This is a genomic window from Cellulomonas sp. 73-92 (assembly GCF_001898175.1).
Taxonomy (GTDB): Bacteria; Actinomycetota; Actinomycetes; order Actinomycetales; family Cellulomonadaceae; genus Cellulomonas.
The window spans coordinates 686,471-706,697 of record NZ_MKTH01000013.1; the positions used below are offsets into that span (position 1 = coordinate 686,471).

19 protein-coding genes are annotated in these 20,227 nt (G+C 74.6%); 14 read left to right on the forward strand and 5 right to left on the reverse strand.

What is annotated here, in order from left to right:
- Positions 1-95: 95 nt before the first annotated feature.
- The 5 genes from BGO37_RS09895 to BGO37_RS09915 all read left to right on the forward strand — a co-directional run bounded on the left by BGO37_RS09895 (position 96) and on the right by BGO37_RS09915 (position 7,992).
- On the forward strand, positions 96-770 hold the full coding sequence (locus BGO37_RS09895) for a TetR/AcrR family transcriptional regulator (protein ID WP_291754416.1): 675 nt from the start codon (positions 96-98) through the stop codon (positions 768-770).
- On the forward strand, positions 767-2,827 hold the full coding sequence (locus BGO37_RS09900) for an acyl-CoA dehydrogenase (RefSeq protein ID WP_291754418.1): 2,061 nt from the start codon (positions 767-769) through the stop codon (positions 2,825-2,827). The genes BGO37_RS09895 and BGO37_RS09900 overlap by 4 nt, the downstream gene beginning before the upstream one ends.
- A gap of 9 nt (positions 2,828-2,836) precedes the next feature.
- Positions 2,837-4,054, forward strand: a complete 1,218-nt coding sequence (locus BGO37_RS09905) for an AGE family epimerase/isomerase (RefSeq protein WP_291754420.1) — start codon at positions 2,837-2,839, stop codon at positions 4,052-4,054.
- Positions 4,055-4,147: 93 nt separating this feature from the next.
- Positions 4,148-6,469, forward strand: a complete 2,322-nt coding sequence (gene purL / locus BGO37_RS09910) for a phosphoribosylformylglycinamidine synthase subunit PurL (protein ID WP_291754421.1) — start codon at positions 4,148-4,150, stop codon at positions 6,467-6,469.
- Positions 6,469-7,992, forward strand: a complete 1,524-nt coding sequence (locus BGO37_RS09915) for an RNB domain-containing ribonuclease (protein WP_291754423.1) — start codon at positions 6,469-6,471, stop codon at positions 7,990-7,992. Before purL ends, BGO37_RS09915 begins: the two co-directional genes overlap by 1 nt.
- Here BGO37_RS09915 and BGO37_RS09920 read toward each other — a convergent pair.
- Positions 7,983-8,936, reverse strand: coding sequence for a PHB depolymerase family esterase (locus BGO37_RS09920; protein ID WP_291754425.1), 954 nt, complete (start codon positions 8,934-8,936; stop codon positions 7,983-7,985). The genes BGO37_RS09915 and BGO37_RS09920 overlap by 10 nt on opposite strands.
- Before the next feature lie 171 nt (positions 8,937-9,107).
- On the opposite strand from BGO37_RS09920, the gene BGO37_RS09925 reads away from it, so the two are divergent.
- From BGO37_RS09925 to BGO37_RS09935, 3 genes are read left to right on the forward strand one after another with little or no spacing between them, the layout of a single operon-like run.
- Positions 9,108-9,932 (forward strand): M15 family metallopeptidase, encoded by an 825-nt coding sequence (locus tag BGO37_RS09925; protein WP_291754428.1) that lies wholly within the window; start codon positions 9,108-9,110, stop codon positions 9,930-9,932.
- Between the two features lie 20 nt (positions 9,933-9,952).
- Positions 9,953-10,330: a sterol carrier family protein gene (locus BGO37_RS09930; RefSeq protein ID WP_291754430.1), complete on the forward strand. Its 378-nt coding sequence runs from the start codon at positions 9,953-9,955 to the stop codon at positions 10,328-10,330.
- 20 nt (positions 10,331-10,350) lie between these two features.
- Positions 10,351-10,947 (forward strand): hypothetical protein, encoded by a 597-nt coding sequence (locus tag BGO37_RS09935; protein ID WP_291754432.1) that lies wholly within the window; start codon positions 10,351-10,353, stop codon positions 10,945-10,947.
- 105 nt (positions 10,948-11,052) lie between these two features.
- Here BGO37_RS09935 and BGO37_RS09940 read toward each other — a convergent pair whose 3' ends face one another.
- Positions 11,053-11,658: a TetR/AcrR family transcriptional regulator gene (locus BGO37_RS09940; protein WP_291754433.1), complete on the reverse strand. Its 606-nt coding sequence runs from the start codon at positions 11,656-11,658 to the stop codon at positions 11,053-11,055.
- A gap of 116 nt (positions 11,659-11,774) precedes the next feature.
- On the opposite strand from BGO37_RS09940, the gene BGO37_RS09945 reads away from it, so the two are divergent.
- The 5 genes from BGO37_RS09945 to purM all read left to right on the forward strand — a co-directional run bounded on the left by BGO37_RS09945 (position 11,775) and on the right by purM (position 18,251).
- Positions 11,775-12,611 (forward strand): SDR family oxidoreductase, encoded by an 837-nt coding sequence (locus BGO37_RS09945; protein WP_291754436.1) that lies wholly within the window; start codon positions 11,775-11,777, stop codon positions 12,609-12,611.
- A complete protein-coding gene (locus BGO37_RS09950; RefSeq protein WP_291754439.1) occupies positions 12,608-13,480 on the forward strand; it encodes an LLM class F420-dependent oxidoreductase in 873 nt (290 codons plus the stop codon). Before BGO37_RS09945 ends, BGO37_RS09950 begins: the two co-directional genes overlap by 4 nt.
- A gap of 335 nt (positions 13,481-13,815) precedes the next feature.
- Positions 13,816-15,477: an HNH endonuclease signature motif containing protein gene (locus tag BGO37_RS09955; protein WP_291754441.1), complete on the forward strand. Its 1,662-nt coding sequence runs from the start codon at positions 13,816-13,818 to the stop codon at positions 15,475-15,477.
- Positions 15,478-15,579: 102 nt separating this feature from the next.
- Entirely contained in the window at positions 15,580-17,127 is a 1,548-nt protein-coding gene (gene purF / locus BGO37_RS09960; RefSeq protein ID WP_291754444.1) for an amidophosphoribosyltransferase, read from the forward strand.
- Positions 17,124-18,251: a phosphoribosylformylglycinamidine cyclo-ligase gene (gene purM / locus BGO37_RS09965; protein ID WP_291754446.1), complete on the forward strand. Its 1,128-nt coding sequence runs from the start codon at positions 17,124-17,126 to the stop codon at positions 18,249-18,251. The genes purF and purM overlap by 4 nt, the downstream gene beginning before the upstream one ends.
- A 3-nt stretch (positions 18,252-18,254) precedes the next feature.
- On the opposite strand, the gene BGO37_RS09970 is transcribed toward purM, so the two are convergent.
- Positions 18,255-18,464 carry a DUF3073 domain-containing protein gene (locus BGO37_RS09970; protein WP_291754448.1) on the reverse strand — a complete coding sequence of 70 codons (210 nt, stop codon included), beginning with the start codon at positions 18,462-18,464 and terminating at the stop codon, positions 18,255-18,257.
- A gap of 435 nt (positions 18,465-18,899) precedes the next feature.
- On the opposite strand from BGO37_RS09970, the gene BGO37_RS09975 reads away from it, so the two are divergent.
- Positions 18,900-19,106 (forward strand): BldC family transcriptional regulator, encoded by a 207-nt coding sequence (locus tag BGO37_RS09975; protein WP_291754449.1) that lies wholly within the window; start codon positions 18,900-18,902, stop codon positions 19,104-19,106.
- Positions 19,107-19,122: 16 nt separating this feature from the next.
- Here the strand turns inward: BGO37_RS09975 and BGO37_RS09980 are convergent, their stop codons facing one another.
- Together BGO37_RS09980 and BGO37_RS09985 are read right to left on the reverse strand one after the other, a co-directional pair.
- Complete coding sequence (locus tag BGO37_RS09980) at positions 19,123-19,404, reverse strand: DUF3618 domain-containing protein (protein ID WP_291754450.1); 282 nt, start codon at positions 19,402-19,404, stop codon at positions 19,123-19,125.
- Positions 19,401-19,811, reverse strand: coding sequence for a phage holin family protein (locus BGO37_RS09985; protein ID WP_291754451.1), 411 nt, complete (start codon positions 19,809-19,811; stop codon positions 19,401-19,403). Before BGO37_RS09985 ends, BGO37_RS09980 begins: the two co-directional genes overlap by 4 nt.
- Between the last annotated feature and the right edge of the window lie 416 nt (positions 19,812-20,227).

Sequence of the window (20,227 nt, forward strand, 5' to 3'; positions counted from 1 at the left end):
ACCGTCGATGTCGAGCCGCACGTGGCGGCATTGGCCAGGGACCAAGGTCCTACAAACACTGTGCAGGACGCATGGTACTTGATACCGTCGGTCCCGTGAGTCCCGCTCGTCAAACCGGGTCGACGACGACCCCCGGTGAGGTCGTCGACGGTCGCGTCACGCGCTGGGCCGGCCACCGCCAGGCGCGGCACGACGACCTCGTCGCGCAGGCGCGCCGCACCGTCCACCGCCTCGGCCCGGACGCCTCGATGGAGGACATCGCCGCCGACGCGGGGACGTCCAAGTCGCTGGTCTACCGCTACTTCGCGGACAAGACCGCGCTCCAGGTCGAGGTCGCCCGCCTGGTCGTCGGCGAGATCGGCGACGCGCTCGCCGCGGCCCTGGCCGCCCAGCCGACGCCGCGCGAGGGGCTGCGCGCCATGGTCGACGTCTACCTCGGCATGGTCGAGCACTCGCCGAACGTGTACGCGTTCGTCACGCGCGACGGCGTCGTCGAGCACTTCCTGGGCTCCGTGACGGAGCTGGTCGCGGCGCCGTTCGCCCGGGAGCTGGCCGGCGACGCGGGCGCCGCCCCGGGCGCCGCCGAGGCCGCCGCCGCGTGGGCCGCGGGCGCCGTGGGGTTCGTCCGGGGCGCCGGCGAGTGGTGGCTCAACCATCCGCAGGGGCGGCCGGACCGCGAGGCCCTCGCCGCACAGGTGACGAGCTGGTTGTGGGCCGGGCCGGTCGGGCTGCTCGCCCGCGGCCGGCAGCAGCAGAAGGAGGAGCAATGACCGCGATCACCGACCACCGACGGCCGGCCGTCCACCACGTCCAGCCGCGCGTCGAGGTGCCCGTCCTCGAGGAGCACCTGCTCGGCCGGTACGCCGCCCTGCGGCGCACGGCGCGAGCCGCCGCCGCCGACCCGGCGTTCCGCAAGGTCGAGGGGCTCGCGATGGACGAGCACCGCGAGCGCGTGCTGGCGCAGCTGCGCGCGCTCGTCGAGCGGTACGACGTGCTGCGGGCGTTCCCGGCGGCGCTGGGCGGGCGCGACGACCACGGCGGCAGCCTGGCGCGGTTCGAGGAGCTCGTCGCCGCGGACCCGTCGCTGCAGATCAAGGCGGGCGTCCAGTGGGGGCTGTTCGCGTCGGCGATCCTCCACCTCGGCACGGCGGACCACCACGAACGGCTGCTGCCGGGCGCGATGAGCCTGGCCGTCCCCGGTGCGTTCGCGATGACCGAGACCGGGCACGGCTCCGACGTGGCGGCGATCGCCACGACCGCCGAGTACGACGCGCAGACGCAAGAGTTCGTCATCCACACGCCCTTCCGAGGGGCGTGGAAGGACTACCTGGGCAACGCCGCCGTGCACGGGGTGGCCGCGGTCGTGTTCGCGCACCTCGTCACGGCCGCGCCCGGCGGTCCTCGGGTCGACCACGGGGTGCACGCGTTCTACGTGCCGATCCGTGACCCGCGCACCGGCGAGTTCCTGCCGGGTGTCGGCGGCGAGGACGACGGCCTCAAGGGCGGGCTCAACGGCATCGACAACGGCCGGCTGTGGTTCGACCACGTCCGCGTGCCCCGCACGGACCTGCTCAACCGGTACGGCGACGTCGCGCCGGACGGCACCTACACGAGCCCTATCGCCAGCCCGGGCCGCCGGTTCTTCACGATGCTCGGCACGCTCGTGCAGGGCCGCGTCTCGCTCGACGGTGCCGCGGTGAACGCGGCCAAGATCGGCCTGGACATCGCGGTGACCTACGGCAACCAGCGGCGCCAGTTCGCGGCCACCGGGGACGACGAGGTGGTGCTGCTGGACCACGGCGAGCACCAGCACCGGCTGCTGCCGCTGGTCGCGGAGACGTACGCCGCGGCCTACGCGCACGAGGAGCTGCTGGCGGCGTTCGACGACGTGTTCTCCGGCCGGAGCGACACCCCTGGCCGGCGCGAGGACCTCGAGACGCTGGCGGCGACCCTCAAGCCGACCTCGACCTGGCACGCCCTCACCACGCTCCAGGCCTGCCGCGAGGCCTGCGGCGGCCAGGGCTTCCTCGCCGCCAACCGGATCGCCGGGCTGCGGGCCGACCTCGACGTGTACGTGACGTTCGAGGGCGACAACACCGTGCTCTACCAGCTCGTCGCCAAGCGGCTGCTCTCGGACTACGCGCACGCGGTGAAGGCCGGCGGGCGCGGCGAGCTGGCGCGGCTCGTCGCCGGCCGGGCGGCCGACGCCGCGCTCCACCGCACGCCGCTGATCCGCGCCGCCCAGACGCTCGCCGACGTCGGTGACGCGCGTCGCTCGGTCAACTCGCTGCGCGACGAGGAGACCCAGCGCGAGCTCCTCACCGACCGGGTCGAGACGATGGTCGCCGACCTGGCCGCCGCCCTGGCGCCGGCCCGCCGGATGGCCGCGGGACCGGCGGCGGCGCTGGTCGAGGCGCACCAGCACGAGATGGTCGAGGCGGCACGGGCGCACGCCGAGCGCGTCCAGTGGGAGGCCTTCACGCGGGCGCTGTCCAGCGTGCCCGACGGCGGCACCCGGCAGGTGCTGACGTGGCTGCGCGACCTGTTCGGGCTCACCCTCGTCGAACGGCACCTCGCCTGGTACCTCATCCACGGCCGGCTGTCCGCGGGACGGGCGCGCACGGTCTCGTCGTACCGTGACCGCCTCCTGGCCCGGCTGCGGCCGTACGCCCAGGACCTGGTCGACGCCTTCGGCTTCACGCCGGCGATGCTCGGCGCGCCGATCGCCTCGGGGGCGGAGCGCGAGCGCCAGGACGAGGCCCGGGCCTACGGGCGCGCCATGCGTGCGGCGGGGGGCGCGGCGATTCCGGAGAAGCACCTGCGGTAGTTTCCACGGGTGACTTCGTGGACGCTGCTGCCCACCCATCGTGACTGGCTGGCCCGGCACGGTGAGGGCCTGCTGGCTTTTGGCCGCCGGACGCCGTACCCGGGCGGCGGCGCCGCGTGGTTGGCCGACGACGGCTCGCCCTGGCTGGACCGCGGCGTCGAGACCTGGATCACCGCGCGCACCGCGCACGTGTACTCCATCGGCACGCTGCTGGGCGTGCCAGGGTGCCGTCCGGTGGCGCAGGCGGCGCTCGCCGGGCTGACCGGCCGGCTGCGCGACGAGGAGCACGGCGGCTGGTACCCGGCGGTGGCGGCCGACGGCACGCCGGCGCCCGACAAGACGGCGTACGCGCACGCGTTCGTCGTGCTCGCCGCCTCGTCGGCGACCGCGGCCGGGCTGGCCGGCGCGGACCGGCTGCTGGCCGACGCGCTCGCGGTGTTCGAGAAGCGGTTCTGGGACGAGGACGCCGGCAAGGCGGTCGACACGTGGGACACGACGTTCACCACGCTGGACCCGTACCGCGGCATCAACGCCAACATGCACACCGTCGAGGCGTTCCTGGCGGCGGCGGACGTCACCGGTGAGCGGGTGTGGCTGGAGCGGGCGGCGCGGATCGGCGCGTTCGCGGCGCACGCCGCCGCCGGCAACGGGTGGCGGCTGCCGGAGCACTTCGACGAGGGCTGGAACCCGCTGCCGGAGCTGAACGCCGACCGGCCGGACGACAAGTTCAAGCCGTACGGCGCGACGGTGGGCCACGGGCTGGAGTGGGCGCGGCTGCTGCTGCACCTGGAGGCGGCCGGGGCCGAGGGGGCGGACTGGCTGGCGGCGGCGCAGGGCCTGTTCGACCGCGCGACCACCGACGGCTGGGCGGTGGACGGCGCGGACGGCTTCGTCTACACCACCGACTGGTCGGGGGCACCCGTGGTGCGCGACCGGATGCACTGGGTGGCCGCGGAGGCGATCGGCGCGGCCGCGGCGCTGGGGCAGCGCACCGGGGAGCCGGAGTACGGCGACTGGTACGCCAAGGTCTGGGACTACGTCGAGCGCTCCGTGGTCGACCACGAGCACGGCTCGTGGCACCACCAGCTGTCCCCGGAGAACGTCCCGGTCGACACGGTGTGGCCCGGCAAGGCCGACATCTACCACGCCTACCAGGCGACCCTCATCCCGCGCCTGCCCCTGACGCCGTCGCTGACCACCGCCATCGCGCGCGGCCTGCTGCGCTGACACCGCGGCGGGCCCGGCCGTCCGCGAGCCCGCGTCCTCGTCCGTGAGACCGGGCCGGGGACGGCCCGATCCGCGCCGTTAGGCTGTGCCCCGATGAGCACCGACTCCGTCGACACCGTCGAGAACGCCGCCGCCACCCCGGACGTCGAGCAGCCGTTCGCCGAGCTGGGCCTCAAGCCCGACGAGTACGCCCGCATCCGCGGGTTGCTCGGCCGCCGGCCGACCGCGGCCGAGCTGGCCATGTACTCGGTCATGTGGTCCGAGCACTGCTCGTACAAGTCGAGCAAGAAGCACCTGCGCCTCTTCGGCGAGCGCCAGACCCCGGCGATGCGCGAGCACCTGCTCGTCGGGATCGGGCAGAACGCCGGCGTCGTCGACATCGGCGACGGCTGGGCCGTGACCTTCAAGGTCGAGAGCCACAACCACCCGTCGTTCGTCGAGCCGTACCAGGGCGCCGCGACGGGCGTCGGCGGCATCGTCCGCGACATCATCTCGATGGGCGCGCGGCCGGTGGCGGTCATGGACCAGCTCCGCTTCGGTGCGATCGACCACCCCGACACCGCGCGCGTGGTGCACGGGGTCGTGTCCGGCGTCGGCGGCTACGGCAACTGCCTGGGCCTGCCGAACATCGGTGGCGAGACGGTGTTCGACGCGAGCTACCAGGGCAACCCCCTGGTCAACGCGCTGTGCCTCGGCGTGCTGCGGCACGAGGACGTGCACCTGGCCAACGCGACCGGCGTCGGCAACCTCGTCGTCCTCTTCGGGGCCCGGACCGGCGGCGACGGCATCGGCGGCGCCTCGATCCTGGCGAGCGAGACGTTCGACGACTCCAAGCCGAGCAAGCGGCCGAGCGTGCAGGTGGGCGACCCCTTCATGGAGAAGGTGCTCATCGAGTGCTGCCTCGAGCTGTTCGCCGCAGGCGTCGTCGAGGCGATCCAGGACCTCGGCGCCGCCGGCATCAGCTGCGCGACGAGCGAGCTCGCCTCCAACGGCGACGGCGGCATGCACGTCGACCTGGAGAAGGTGCTGCTGCGCGACCCGACCCTGACGGCCGGCGAGATCCTCATGAGCGAGTCGCAGGAGCGGATGATGGCCGTCGTCCGGCCGGACCGGATCGACGCGTTCCTCGCCATCACGGGCAAGTGGGACGTGGAGACCGCCGTCATCGGCGAGGTCACCGACGACGGCCGGCTGACGATCGACCACTTCGGCCACCGCATCGTCGACGTCGACCCGACCACGGTCGCCGTCGACGGCCCGGTCTACGACCGGCCGTACTCCCGCCCGGACTGGCTCGACGCGCTGAACGCCGACACGGTCTCCGGTGCGGCCGGCGCGGCGCGCTACCCGAGGCCGACGACGAGCGACGAGCTGCGGGCGACGCTGCTGGCCCTCGTCGGCAGCCCCAACCTGGCCTCCAAGTCCTGGGTGACGGACCAGTACGACCGCTTCGTGCAGGGCAACACCGCGCTGGCGCAGCCGGACGACGCCGGCGTGGTCCGCGTCGACGAGACCACCGGCCTCGGCGTGGCGCTCGCGACCGACGCCAACGGCCGCTACGCGCAGCTCGACCCCTACGCCGGCGCACAGCTCGCGCTCGCGGAGGCCTACCGCAACGTCGCCGCGACCGGCGCCCGCCCCCTGGCCGTGACCGACTGCCTCAACATCGGCAGCCCCGAGCGCACGGACTCGATGTGGCAGCTGGTCCGGGTGATCGAGGGCATGGCCGACGCCTGCCAGACCCTCGAGGTTCCCGTGACCGGCGGCAACGTCTCGCTCTACAACACCACGGGCGACACGGCCATCCACCCGACGCCCGTCGCGGGCGTGCTCGGGGTGCTCGACGACGTCGCCCGCGCGGTGCCGTCCGGCTGGACCGCACCCGGCGAGGCGATCTGGCTGCTGGGCACGACGAAGGACGAGCTCGACGGCTCGGCGTGGGCTGACGTCGCGCTCGGCCAGCTCGGCGGGCTGCCGCCGGCGGTCGACCTCGCCGCGGAGCGGCGGCTGGCGGCGGTGCTCGTCCAGGCGGCGCGCGACGAGATCGCCGACGCCTCCCACGACCTCTCGGAGGGCGGCCTGGCGCAGGCGCTCGTCGAGGCGGCGCTGCGGTTCGGCATCGGCGCCCGGGTGTCCCTGCAGGCGCTCTGCGCGCGTGACGGGATCGCCCCGTTCACGGCCCTGTTCTCGGAGTCCACCGCACGGGCGGTCGTCGCGGTGCCGCGGTCCGAGGAGCAGCGGCTCGTCGACCTCTGCACGGCGCGCGGGGTGCCGGCGCTGCGCCTGGGGGAGACGTCTGAGACCGGGCCGGACGACGAGGGGTCGCCCGCCCTCGAGGTCGCGGGGCTGTTCACGGTGCCGCTGGCCGAGCTGCGCGCGGCGTCGACCGCGACGCTCCCCCAGTACTTCGGCTGATGCCCGCCTCCCGGCTGCGGCTGGCGCCCGAGGTCGTCGGGGAGCTGGCCGACGGGCTGGCGCGGCTGCGTGCCGAGCTGAAGCTGTCCGAGGACTTCGGCGCGGCCGCGCAGGCCGAGGCCGAGGCGGCCGCCACCCGCGGCCCTGCCGACGTCCCGGGCCGGGACGTCGCCCGCGTCGACGCGACGGACGTCCCGTTCGTCACCATCGACCCCGCCTCGTCGCTGGACCTCGACCAGGCGCTGCACGTCGTGTGGTCGGGCCACGGGTGGCGCGTCTCGTACGCCATCGCGGACCTGCCTGCCTTCGTCGTGCCCGGCGGTGCGCTGGACGACGAGACGCAACGGCGCGGGGCCACCTGCTACGGGCCGGACGGCAACGTGCCGCTGCACCCGCGCGTGCTGTCGGAGGGTGCGGCCAGCCTCCTGCCGGACCAGGTGCGCCCCGCCGCGCTGTGGCGCATCGACGTCGACGAGGACGCGGAGATCACGGCCGCACGCGTCGAGCCGGCGCTCGTCCGCAGCCGCGCCAAGCTCTCGTACGAGGGCGCCCAGGCCGTGCTCGACGGCGGCCCGGACCCCGACGGCGTCGGCACCGTGCTGCGGGCGCTGCGCGAGGTCGGCCGGCGCCGCCAGGCACGCGAGCGGGACCGCGGCGGGGTGTCGCTGAACGTCCCGGAGCAGCAGGCCTGGCGCGACGACGACGGCGGCTGGCGGCTGACGTTCCGCACGACGCTGCCGGTCGAGGGCTGGAACGCGCAGCTGTCCCTGCTCACCGGGATCGCGGCCGCGTCGATCATGCTGCGCGCGGGCGTCGGCGTGCTGCGCACCATGCCGCCGGCCGACGGCCGGGACGTCGCCCGGCTGCGGCGGACCGCGCACGCGCTGGACATCCCCTGGCCGGCCACGGAGAGCTACGGCGAGCTGCTGGACCGCCTCGACGCGTCCACGCCGGCCCACGCCGCCTTCCTCGAGACCGCGACGACGCTGTTCCGCGGCGCGGGCTACCACGCGTTCGGCGGCGCGGACCACGCGCCGGCGCCGACCGGCGACGGCGCCCGCCACGCGGCGATCGCGGCGCCCTACGCCCACGTGACCGCGCCGCTGCGTCGCCTCGTCGACCGGTACGGCACCGAGGCCTGCCTGGCGGCCTGCGCCGACAGGCCGGTCCCGGACTGGGTGCTCGCCGGCCTGCCGTCCCTGCCGGCGACGATGGCCGACGCCGACCGGCGCGCCAACGCCTACTCCCGGGGCGGGCTCGACCTCGTCGAGGCGGCGCTGCTCGAGGACCGCGTCGGCTCGTCGTACCCCGCGGTCGTCGTCGAGGGGCCGCGCAACCACGGCGCGGAGCTGCCGCCGGACCAGCGGCGGGGCGAGCTCATGGTGCGCGACCCGGCGATCCTCGCCAAGGTCCGGCCCGGACCGGACGGCGCTCTACCGCTCGGCGAGGCCGTCACCGCTCGGCTGGTCGAGGCGTCGGTCGCACGCCGTGCGGTGCTCTTCGAGCTCACCGGTCAGGACTGAGCGAGCAGGACGTCCAGCACGTCCGGTGTGAACGCCGGGGTGAGCGTGGGCACGTGACGGCCGCCGTGGATGGTCCACAGCCGCACCCCGGTGCCGCCCCGGCACCCGGACCAGACCGTCGGCGTCGTCTCGGCACCGGCGATGGTGGCCTCCAGGTCCAGCGGCGCACCTTCGGCCGGCCCCGACGTGCAGCCGTCGAGCACCGCCCAGCGCCGGACGGTGTCCATCGCCGAGGCCGACCGCTCGGCGGCGCTGCCGAGGTAGGGCACGGTCTCGTCGGCGTCGCCGTGGATGTCCAGCACCCGCACCGGCCGGCTCGCCCGGCACAGCGAGGTGTCGGAGGCCAGCGGGCCCGCGAGCGAGGCGATCGCGTCCACCTGGTCCGCGTGGTCGCAGGCGAAGCGCTGCGCCATGTAGCCGCCGTTGGAGTGGCCGATCACGGCCACCCGCCCGACGGCGTACGACGCGGACACCTGCGTCACCAGCCGCGACAGGTATCCCGAGTCGTCGACGCGCGAGGAGTACAGGTCGCAGCAGCCGCCCTCGACCGCGTTCCAGAACTGGTTGCCGGCGTGGTCCGTGGTGCCCTCGGGGAGCGCGAGCAGGAAGCCCCGCTCGTCGGCCGCCGCCGTGAGCCCCAGGTAGGAGTCCAGCTGGGACGACCGCGACGTGAACCCGTGCAGCCCGACCACCAGGGGCGCCGGCGTCGTCGCGACGTAGCCGGCGGGGACGTGGAGCCGGTACGGGCGCCCGTCCAGGTCGACGGTGCCGGTGGTCCCGGGCGCGATCGCGGCCGCCGATGGTGGTGGTCCCGTCGGCGTGGGCGCCGCGGTGCGGGCGGCCGAGCAGGCCGCGGTCGTGAGCGACGCGGCGACGCACGCGGCGACAAGGGCGAGCACGGCGCGGACGCCACGGGTCGCGGTCGTGTGCCGGCGTGCCCCCATCGTGCGCCTCCGCTCGTCGCCGCCGTCCGCCGCTCGTCGCGGCCGGCCACTCCATGGTGGTGGCTCACGGACGGGGCGGCGAGGGTGTGAAGGTCCCGGAGCACCCGGCGCCCCTAGCATCGGTGCGTGCGCAGCCCCGCCCGTCCTCCGCGCCGCGGCAGGCGCCGGAGGATGCTGACCGGCGCGGTCGTCGCCGCCGGGGTGCTCGCCGGTGCCGGCGTGGCGTGGGCGGTCGACGCCGACCTGCAGGCCATCGGGGGGCGTGGCCAGGCCGCGTCGTCGGCGACCCCGTCCGTCGGCGACGTGGGCGCACCGGGCCCGGCGGCGGACCCGTCCACCGCCCCGGCGGTGCTGGCGGCGACGGAGCCGCCGTCGCCGGAGCCCACCGCGGTCGGCATCGACCTCGCCCGCTACCCCACCACCGACCCGGCGAGCCTCTGGGTCGTCGTCAACAAGCAGCACGCGGTCGATCCCCTCGACTACGCGCCGACGGGCCTGCTGTGGGTGGACGGCGGGATGGTGCGGGGCGACGTCGCGCCGGACCTGAGGGCCATGGTCGCGGCGGCGAAGGCCGACGGGGTGCGGCTCTCGCTGCGCAACGGGTACCGGTCGTACCGGGACCAGGTCGTCGTCCACGGCGACGTGGTCAACCGCGCCGGCGCCGCGTACGCGGACGGGGTCTCGGCGCGCCCCGGCTACTCCGAGCACCAGACCGGCCTGGCGTTCGACCTCCACAGCGCCTCCCAGCCGTCGTGCGACCTGGCGCCGTGCTTCAGCGGGACCACCGAGGCGGTGTGGGTGGCCGCCCACGCCTGGGAGCACGGGTTCGTGGTCCGCTACACGCCGGAGAACACGGCGACGACCGGCTACCAGCCGGAGGCGTGGCACCTGCGCTACGTCGGACCGGAGCTGGCGGCGTGGATGCACGCCAACGGGGTCGGATCGCTGGAGGAGGCGTTCGGCATCAGCGGGGGGCCCGACTACGCGGCGGGCTGACCGCCGACGACAATGGCCGGGTGCCACGGCGCCGCCGCACCGACCCCGCCGCGGGGCGCGCCGCGCTCGCGGCCTGGCGTGCGGCGCCGGACGATGTCTCGACGCCCGACCGGCGCGCGGCCGTGCGGTTCACGCTCGAGGAGCTGGCCGACGTCGCGCCCGGCAACGCCGTGGAGGTGCGGGTGCCACCCGACGGGGCGGTGCAGGCCGTCGCCGGCCCGCGCCATACCCGCGGCACGCCGCCCAACGTCGTCGAGACGGACGCGCAGACGTGGCTCGCGCTCGCGACCGGCTCGCTGAGGTGGGCGGACGCGATGGCGGCCGGTCGGGTGCACGCGTCGGGGGAGCGGGCCGACCTGTCCGAGTGGCTGCCGCTCCAGGCCGCCCGCCCGCGCTGACGCACGCCTAGGATGCCCGGGTGCCTGACGAGCAGCCCGACGAGCCCCAGCCGACCGGTGGCCCGGCGCTCCCGCTGACCGGTGGTCCGGTGCCGGTGCCGGTGCCCGAGGCTGCGGTGCCCGACGAGCCTGCGGTGCGCGACGAGGGCGCGGTGCCCGACGAGCCTGCGGTGCCCGACGAGCCTGCGGTGCGCGACGAGGGCGCGGTGCCCGGCGAGCCTGCGGTGCCCGACGAGCCTGCGGTGCGCGACGAAGGCGCGGTGCCCGGCGAGGTCGCGACTCGCGACGACGGTGCCGTGCCCGACGACGGTGCCGTGCCCGACGAGGAGACGCTGGCGCGCATCGCCACACCGACGCTGGTCCGTCGCGCCCCGAAGTACGGCGCGTTCATCGGCTACGGCGCCCTGCTCGGGTTCGTCCTCGGCGTGGTCCTGGCCATCGCCCTGGACCGGGGTGACCTGGTCGCGGCGGGGGAGGGCGGCGGGGTGCTGCCGTTCCTCGGCGGGTCCAACGGCGCCCGGCTGGTGACGGGCTTCGGCCTGGCGGGGGTCGGCGCCGTCGTCGGCGCCCTGCTGGCGCTGTGGGCCGACGCCCGCTCCCGTCGCCGCGCTCACTGAGGTCGACCGGAGGGGGGATCGGGCCCCGTCGCCGAGGCCCGCCTCCCTCCGCACCGCCGCGCGCGCACGTCGGCAGGCCCCGCACCGGGGCGCTCGCTACGGGCGCTACGCCCGGTCGGCGCCCGCCCCGTACCGCAACCCGTCGAGCACCAGGTCGAGCAGGGTGCGGACGTGCCGCTCCCACTGCGGGCCGGCCGGCACGTTCCACACGGCGCCCATCGCGCGCCACACGTCCCCGGCGTCGACGTCGGAGCGGATGGAGCCGTCCGCGGCGCCGGCGGCGAGCAGCTCGCCGATCGCCGTGATGATGAGCTCGCGCGTCTCCGAGAAGAGCGTGCCCTCGGCGCCGATCGCGGCGCGCAGGGCCTCCTTCATGCCCGCCTTGGCCGCGGCGTAGCCGATGAAGCGAGCGGTCCACTCGCGCAGGGCTTCGAGGCCCGACGAGCGCTCCGCGAGCAGCTGCGGGGCCCGGGCGCACAGCGACGCGACCTCGTGCCGGTAGGCCGCCTCGACGAGGGCGTTGCGGTCGGGGAAGTTGCGGTACAGGGTGCCCACGCCGACGCCGGCGTTGGCGGCGATCGCCTCCAGCGGCACGTCTGCCCCGCTCTTCGCGAACGCCTCGACGGCGGCTGCGAGCAGCGCGTCGCGGTTGCGGCGCGCGTCGGCGCGCAGGGGCCGGTCGCACGGCGCCGTCGTCTGGTCGTCGGTCACGGTTCCCCTCCTTCCGGTTGCGATCCGGAGGCTGTTCCGGTTACGTTGGACCAGCCAACCGGACGTCCCTCCGGTTATAGCCTACCGGCCTTCGCCGGCCGGGTCAGGAGCACCTCATGAAGACCTGGTTCATCACCGGCGCCTCGCGTGGCTTCGGCCACCGGTGGGCCGCCGCCGCGCTGGAGCGCGGCGACCGCGTCGCCGCCACCGCGCGCGACCTGACCGCCCTCGACGACCTCGTCGCCACCTACGGCGACGCGATCCTCCCGCTGCAGCTCGACGTCACCGACCGTGCGGCGGACTTCGCCGCGGTCGCGGCTGCGCACGAGCGGCTCGGCCGCCTCGACGTCGTCGTCAACAACGCCGGCTACGGCCAGTTCGGCATGGTCGAGGAGCTGTCGGAGGCGGAGGCCCGCGCCCAGCTCGAGACGAACCTCTTCGGCGCCCTCTGGGTGACGCAGGCGGCGCTGCCGATCATGCGCGCCCAGGGCGGCGGGCACATCCTCCAGGTGTCGTCGATCGGCGGCATCACTGCCTTCCCCAACATCGGGGCCTACCACGCGTCGAAGTGGGCCCTCGAGGGCCTCAGCCAGGCCCTGGCGCAGGAGGTCGCCGGGTTCGGCATCCACGTGACGCTCGTCGAGCCGACGGGGTACGCCACCGACTGGAGCGGGCCGTCCGCCCGCCACGCCGCACCGCTCGCGGCGTACGACGAGGTGCGGGCCGCCCGCGCCGCCCAGCGCGCCGCGCAGATGTCGCGGCCCGGTGACCCCGGAGCCAGCGCGGCCGCCATCCTCGCGCTGGTCGACGCCGAGAACCCGCCGCTGCGGCTGTTCCTGGGCGAGACGCCGCTGGCGCTGGCCGAGGCGGACTACGCCTCACGCCTCGCCTCGTGGCGGCAGTGGCAGCCCGTCGCGGTGGCGGCCCACGGAACGGCGGAGGTGGCCCGATGAAGGTCGGCGCGCACCTCATGCGGTTCGACTCGGTCACCCCGGCGCGGCTGCGCGACGAGCTCGCGGCGACCGCCGACGCGGCCGAGACGGCCGGGCTCTCGTGGCTCTCCGTCATGGACCACTACTTCCAGATGGAGCGCGCCGGGTTCCCCCGCGAGGACCCGATGCTCGAGGCCTACACGACCCTCGGCTTCCTCGCGGGACGCACCTCGACGGTGCAGCTGGGCGCCCTTGTCACTGGCGTCACCTACCGGTACCCGGGCCTGCTGGCCAAGATCGGCGCGACGCTGGACGTGCTGTCCGGCGGCCGGGCGACGATGGGGCTGGGTGCCGCGTGGTACGACCGCGAGCACGAGGCGCTCGGCGTCCCCTTCCCGCCGCTCAAGGAGCGGTTCGAGCGGCTGGAGGAGACGCTCCAGATCTGCCGTCAGATGTGGGACCCGGAGAACGACGGCCCCTACCAGGGCGTCCACTACCAGCTCGCCGAGACGCTCTGCTCGCCCCTCCCGCTGCGCCGGCCCGAGGTCATGGTCGGCGGCAGCGGCGAGCGGAAGACGCTGCGGCTCGTCGCCCAGTACGCCGACGCGTGCAACCTCTTCTCGTCGACACCCGAGGAGCTGGAGCACAAGCTCGAGGTGCTGCACGGGCACTGCGCGGACGTCGGCCGCGACCCGAAGGAGATCCGGGTGACGGTCCTCAACGGCGGCGACCCGCTGTTCCGGGGCGACGTGGCGGGGTTCGTCGACGAGATGCGGCCCTTCGCCGCCCTCGGGGTCGACACCGTCATCCTGCGCCCGACGACGATGCCGCTGGCCGCGTGGGTGCGCGACGTGGTGGCACCGGCGGTGGCCCCGCTCGCCGAGCTCTGAGGCCTGCCCCCGTCGCACGGCTTCGCGGCCGGGCGGCGAGCCGGGCGCTGCCCACGGGCCACGGTGGCCGACGAACCCGGTGGGCGCCCGGCGAACCTTGGCGGCGCCCGACGAGCCAAGCGGTGCCCGCCGGCGCCGGAGGCTCTCGACGTGCCGGCGGCAGTCCAACGAAGATCGCCTGTTCGGGCGGGTCCGCCCGTCACTCTTTCGAGTGACAGAATCTGGCTCTGACGTGCGGCGATGTCAGTGGTCGGTGATGTGATCGTGGCATGCAGACGGTGGCGGTCGGGACGCGGTGGGATGCCGCGGGCGCGCCGTTACCGGAGATCGCGCCGATGCCTGAGCGCGGTGCCATGGGCGCGGAGCTGTGGCTCCATCGCGACCTGTATGTCGACCCGGAGCACGACCCGCTCGTCGTGCTCGTCGACGAGCGGGTCGGCGAGGCCCGGTGGTTGTCCGCGATGACGGCTCGCTACGACCGCCACCTGGCCGAGACGTACCTGCGCGGAGCCGGGGAGCTGGCCTGCCGCGCGAACGGCAGCGATGCGGAGCGTCGAGCCTGGGGCGCGCGCTCGATGCTGGCCGAGCTCGCCTGCGGGTTACGGCTGCCGGAGACGACGCTGGCGCGGCGCCTGGCGCGGACCACCATGCTCGCGGCGTTCCCGCAGCTGATGGATGCTGCGGAGTCGGGCCGGGTGTCGTCCTGGCACTGCGACGCGATGCTCGACGTGTTCACCGGCGTCACCGACGGCGACGTGCTGGCGCGCGCCGACGCCGCCCTGATCGGCAAGGCGCTCGGAGGCACGGCGCCTCAGCTGCGGGCGGCCGCGCGGCGGTGGCGCGCCCGTCACGTGCCGCGCACCGACGAGCAGCGCACCGCGGCCCTGGCCGACCGGCGGGTCGAGGTGACCCCGGCCGACGACGACCTGATGTGGCTGTCGGCGCTGATCCCCGCCCCGGCGGCGGTGGCGATCGACCGGCGGCTGGACGCCATCGCCGCCGCGGCCGGCGGGCCGGACGATGCGAGAAGCGCGATCCAGCTCCGAGCCGACGCATTCGTCGACCTGCTGCTCGACGCGTCGACGGCGCGCCCGAGCGAGCCCTTGGCTGGGTCAGCACGTGAGGCGGGGATGACCTCGCCAGCGTTCCCGGCCGGGACGCCGGTCGCAGCGGGATCTGCGAGAGACCTGACCGGCGACTCTGGACCGCTGGCCGCGCCGACCGGCGCAAGGCCGGTCGACACGGGCGCGAACGGACGTCCGGCCGCGTCGCGCGACGTGGATGTGCCCGGGGAGACGCCCTCCACGGGTGCTGCTCCGCGCGGGACCACCGACTGCCGCTCGGATGCTGAGCCGGTGCCCGGGTGGGTGCGGGCGATCAGGGCCGAGGTGCTCCTCACGGTGCCGGTGCTGTCCCTGCTCGGGCGATCCGACGAACCGGCCGAGCTCGAGGGCTTCGGCCCGATCGACATCGAGACCGCGACGCTGCTCGCCGCGAACGCGCCGTCGTTCGTCCGAGTGCTGACGCACCCCGAGACCGGCGCGGTGCTCTCGGTGGGCCGGGACCGCTACCGCATCCCCGCCGACCTGCGCCGCACGGTGCAGCTCCGTGATGTCACGTGCCGGTTCCCGGGCTGCAACCGCCGGGCCAGCCGGTGCGACGTGGACCACTCCCTGGCCTGGGCCGACGGCGGCGCCACGGAGGCGTGCAACCTCGCCTGCCTGTGTCGCAAGCACCATCGCCTCAAGCACGAGATGGACTGGCAGGTCAGCCGCGAGCCGGGCGGGGTGCTGGTCTGGCGCTCGGCCCTGGGCCGGACCTACCGCACCGAACCCGACGGCCGCTGGCCTCGGCCACCGACAAACCTCCCGCCGAGCACGACACCGCCGGCGGGGACATCCCCACCGAACCGTGACGGGCGTCGCGGCCGGCGGCGGCCGTCCATACCGGAGAGTGTCGGACCGTCGACGGGCTGCCCGGACGAGCCGCCCTTCTGAGCCACGCCCACCCGCGGTCGCGCCGGCCGCGTCTCGCGTGCCCGGCGCGATCGGTGGCGGACCGCCGCCGGGCGGTTGGACCGGGTATGCGACCATGGAGCCGTGGCCCCCCGCCCTGACGGACGTCTGACCCACGACCTCAACCCTCACGAGAAGGGCCCGCAGGATGCCTGCGGGGTCTTCGGGGTGTGGGCACCGGGTGAGGAGGTGGCCAAGCTCGCCTACTTCGGCCTCTACGCGCTGCAGCACCGCGGCCAGGAATCGGCGGGGATCGCGACGAGCGACGGCACGCACCTGCTCGTCTTCAAGGACATGGGCCTGGTCTCGCAGGTGTTCGACGAGACGTCGCTGGCCGCTCTCACCGGCTACCTCGCGATCGGCCACACGCGCTACTCCACGACCGGCGGCTCCACCTGGGAGAACGCGCAGCCGACCCTCGGCGCCACAGCGGCCGGCACGGTGGCGCTCGGGCACAACGGCAACCTCACCAACACCGCCGAGCTCATCGACCTGGTCGCCGAGCGCTACGGCGCGCAGCGCCGGGGCGAGCTGGCGCGCGGCAACACCACGGACACCGCCGTCATCACGGCACTCCTCGCCGGTGACCCCGACCGCACGCTCGAGGCCACCGCGCTCGAGGTGCTGCCCCGCCTGCGCGGCGCGTTCTCGCTCGTCTTCATGGACGAGACGACGCTGTACGCCGCCCGCGACCCGCAGGGTGTGCGTCCGCTCGTCCTCGGCCGGCTCGAGCGCGGCTGGGTCGTCGCCTCCGAGACGCCGGCCCTCGACATCGTCGGCGCGTCGTTCGTCCGCGAGGTCGAGCCGGGCGAGCTCATCGCGATCGACGAGAACGGCCTGCGCTCGACGAAGTTCGCGACGCCGAAGCGCGCCGGCTGCATCTTCGAGTACGTCTACCTCGCCCGCCCCGACACGACGATCGCCGGCCGCTCGGTGCACGCCAGCCGCGTCGCGATGGGCCGACGGCTGGCGATCGAGCACCCGGCCGACGCCGACCTCGTCATCCCCGTGCCGGAGTCCGGCACGCCGGCCGCGGTCGGCTACGCGCAGCAGTCGGGCATCCCGTTCGGCCAGGGCCTGACGAAGAACGCCTACGTCGGCCGCACGTTCATCCAGCCGTCCCAGACGCTGCGGCAGCTGGGCATCCGGCTCAAGCTCAACCCGTTGCGCGAGCAGATCCGCGGCAAGCGGCTCGTCGTGGTCGACGACTCGATCGTCCGCGGCAACACGCAACGCGCCCTCATCCGGATGTTGCGCGAGGCCGGCGCCGCCGAGGTGCACGTGCGCATCTCGTCGCCCCCGGTGAAGTGGCCGTGCTTCTACGGCATCGACTTCGCCAGCCGTGCCGAGCTCATCGCCACCGGCCTGGCGGTCGACGAGATCGCCGCCTCGCTCGACGCCGACTCCCTCGGCTACATCTCGATCGAGGGCCTCGTCGAGGCGACCGAGCAGCCCGCGGGCGAGCTGTGCGCCGCGTGCTTCACCGGCAGCTACCCCATCGACCTGCCGCCCGACGACCGGCTCGGCAAGCATCTCCTCGAGCAGCGCCAGCTGGCGCTCGGCTCGCCGGAGGACGGCCTGCTGAACCTGCTGCCCGGCGCCGGCGGCTCGACCGCGCTCGACCGCCCGTGAGCGGGCACGACGAGGGCGCGGCCCCCCTCACCTACGCCTCCGCCGGTGTGGACACCGAGGCGGGCGACCGGGCCGTCGAGCTGATGAAGGACGCCGTGCGCGCGACGCACGGCCCGCAGGTGCTCGGCGGCGTCGGCGGGTTCGCCGGCATGTTCGACGCGTCCGCCCTCACCGCCTACCGGCGGCCGCTGCTGGCGACGTCCACCGACGGCGTCGGCACCAAGGTGGCGATCGCCCAGGCGATGGACGTGCACGACACCATCGGCTTCGACCTGGTCGGCATGGTGGTCGACGACATCGCGGTCGTCGGCGCCAGGCCCCTGTTCATGACGGACTACATCGCGTGCGGCCGGGTGGTCCCCGAGCGGATCGCGGACATCGTGCGCGGCATCGCGGCGGCGTGCTCGGTCGCCGGGTGCGCGCTCGTCGGCGGCGAGACCGCCGAGCACCCCGGCCTGCTCGGACCCGACGAGTACGACGTGGCCGGTGCGGTGACCGGGGTCGTCGAGGCCGACGATCTGCTGGGCCCGGACCGCGTCCGTGACGGCGACGTGCTGGTCGCGCTGGCCTCGAGCGGGCTGCACTCGAACGGCTACTCGCTGGTGCGCAGCGTCGTCGCGCGGTCCGGCTGGGCCCTGGACCGGCACGTCGAGGAGCTGGGCCGCACGCTCGGCGAGGAGCTGCTCACGCCGACGCGGGTCTACGCCGCCGACTGCCTCGCCCTGGCCGCCGCCGTCCCGGGCGGCGTGCACGCGTTCACCCACGTCACCGGCGGCGGGCTCGCCGCCAACCTGGCCCGGGTGCTGCCGCCCGGGCTGGTCGCCGACGTGGACCGCGCCTCGTGGGCGCTGCCGCCGGTGTTCCCGCTCGTGCAGCGGCTGGGCGGCGTGCCGTGGGCGGACCTGGAGTCGACGCTGAACCTCGGGGTGGGGATGGTCGCCATCGTCGCGCGCGACGCCGTGGACGGGGTGCTGGCGCACGCCTCGGGCCTCGGGTACCCGGCGTGGGTGCTCGGCGGGGTCCGGCCGGTGTCCGTGGACGACGAGGCCGCCGGACTCGTCAGTGGCACGAAGGGGGTGCACGGCGGCGCCGTGCACCTGGTGGGGGCCTACCGGGAGGCCTGAGCCCTACTCGTCGTCCTCGTCCGCGGCTTCCTCGTCGACCCAGGAGTTCCAGGGCTCGTCGTCGGCCTCATCGGGAGGGGTGTCGGTGACGACATCGTGGTGGCTGCGCGACGCGAGCTCTGCCTCGAGAGCCCGGTAGTCGGTCGTCGGGCTCATGTACTTGAGCTCGCGAGCGACCTTCGTCTGCTTTGCCTTCTGACGGCCGCGCCCCATGGCATCGACCCCCTCTGACGTGGAAGCGGGGCGGCTCCGTGCTCACACGTGCGGCCCCGGGGTGCTGTTGTGCGTCTCTTCGCAGGGCAACGGTACATGGTCCGAACTCATTCCGACCACCGCGGTTTGCCCGGGTGGACACCCTCGCGCCGGGGCGGGACCTCGGGCCCAGGTCACGCGACGTGGACGGTCGTGTCACGATCCGTGGCCCGACACGCGCTGGGTGATTTCCGTGAGATCGGTCACGTTCGGGGTGAGATGTACCGTTAAAGAGTGTTGTAGGGCAAGTCGCCCGACCTGGGGCCGAACTGACCGATTTGTCGACGAAGCGCGGTTTGTGCGAGTCTGACGGGAAGGTTCGTCCACGGGGGAGGATGACCACCCTGTGCGCGGGGAGCAGCCCGGGCACCTCGAAGGAACCGTGGAGGTTGGTCAATGTCCCCATCGCCCGTCCAGCCGGAGAACCTGCTGACGCCGTCCGAGGTGGCGACCCTCTTCCGGGTCGACCCGAAGACCGTCACGCGGTGGGCCAGGGCCGGCAAGCTCTCGTCCATCCGCACGCTCGGTGGGCACCGCCGCTACAAGGAGTCCGAGGTTCGGGAGCTCCTTGACGGCCTGCCCCAGCAGCGTCAGGTCGACTAGATCCGTCCCCGGCGCGTCAGCGCCGGGCCAGCCGGCCGATGACGCCGGCCACGACCGCGGCGGCTCCTGCCGCGGTCACACCGAGCACGATGCGGGCGCGCTTGCGCGCTGCGGGGTCCGCCGCGGGGTCGGTCGCGTCGTGCACCATCTGGCGACCGCGATCCTTCGCGGCCGCCAGTCTCGTCTTCGGGTCGAACCAGCCCGCGAGCTCGTCCACGGTGGCCGCCAGCTCGCTGCGCGCGGCCTTGACGTCGTCCTCGAGCCGGGTGAGCTTGTCGGTCGGTTGCGTGCCGCTCATGAGTGCAGGCCTCCCTTGACCGCCGCGACGTCCTCGCGCAGGTTCTCGATGACCCGCTCCGGCTTGGGCGGCGCGCTCTTCTTCACCTGGGCGCGCCCGACGACCACGAGCAGGACCGTGACGAGGAGCATCGCGGCGAAGACGATGAGCGAGGCCAGCCACGCGGGCAGGGCCACCGCGATGGCGATGATCACCGTCGCGATGCCGACGGCCACCGTGTAGGCGGCGAGCACCGCCGCGGCCAGGAACATCCCCGAGCCGATGCCCGCGTGCTTCGCCTTGGCGGCCAGCTCCTGCTTGGCGAGCTCGACCTCGGCGCGCACCAGGCGAGAGGCCTGCTCGGACAGGTCGCTGACCAGCTTGCCGAGCGAGCGGGTGTCGCCCGGTACCGCTCCGTTGGTGGCCATCAGGAGGGCCCTTCGTCGTCGGACGTACGTGGGACCCAGTGTGGTGGTCGCGACGTTGCCGCGCACCATCACACGGTGTGTTGGCCCTGCTCAGTCCTCCCAGGGGTGGACGAGCTCCCCGGCAGGGTGGTTGGGCACCGGCATCGGGATCTGCGGCATGTCGTCCAGGTCGAGGGGCATGAAGGTGCACTCCTCGCTCAGACGCTGCAGGAGCCCGCTCGGCGATTCCTGTGCGGTGGTGGCGCTCACGGCTGTGCTTCCCTCGGGTGATGACGGTGTCAAGGCGTGCCTCCTGACACATCGACCAGCCTAGGACGGCGGTTGAGCCTGCGGCAGGACGATGGGCCCGAGAACGTGAAAGACCTCACGAGATGCGGGGCGCACCGTCCGGACGCCCACGCGGTTGTCGAGCATGG